The organism is Wohlfahrtiimonas larvae (assembly GCF_002006755.1).
GTDB lineage: Bacteria > Pseudomonadota > Gammaproteobacteria > Cardiobacteriales > Wohlfahrtiimonadaceae > Wohlfahrtiimonas > Wohlfahrtiimonas larvae.
Genome location: NZ_MVDO01000136.1, coordinates 1 through 346 on the forward strand (window position 1 = coordinate 1; position 346 = coordinate 346).

The following is a 346-nucleotide window of genomic DNA, read 5'->3' on the forward strand; positions in this document are numbered from 1 at the left end:
ATTGCTACCAATGTATGGTATTTATAAAACCAAAGGAGCTTCATTTCGTGTCATGGATAAATATGCATTAACTGCTGATGAATTTCATGATCAATATTACGGTGGTGGAAATTTTACAATGTATGAGCCTTCTTATACAAACTCTGATAGTTCCACAGGTTTTGATTACATCATTGTAGGAGATAGCTATGCTCGACAATATGTAAAATATCTCATAAATAATAAAATACGTGCTCGTACATGGTTTGCAGATGCTTGTTTATTTATGCCAGAATATAAAGTATATTTACAACAACAAAATTCTGAACTAGTAAAATGCACCCAATTTGTTGAGAAGTATGATGCT

The 346-nt window shown here is 31.8% G+C and carries 1 protein-coding gene; it reads left to right on the forward strand.

Going from position 1 to position 346, the window contains the following annotated elements:
* Window positions 1-52: 52 nt before the first annotated feature.
* On the forward strand, window positions 53-346 hold a 294-nt coding region (locus BZK14_RS07890; RefSeq protein WP_143691408.1), incomplete at its 3' end, for a hypothetical protein.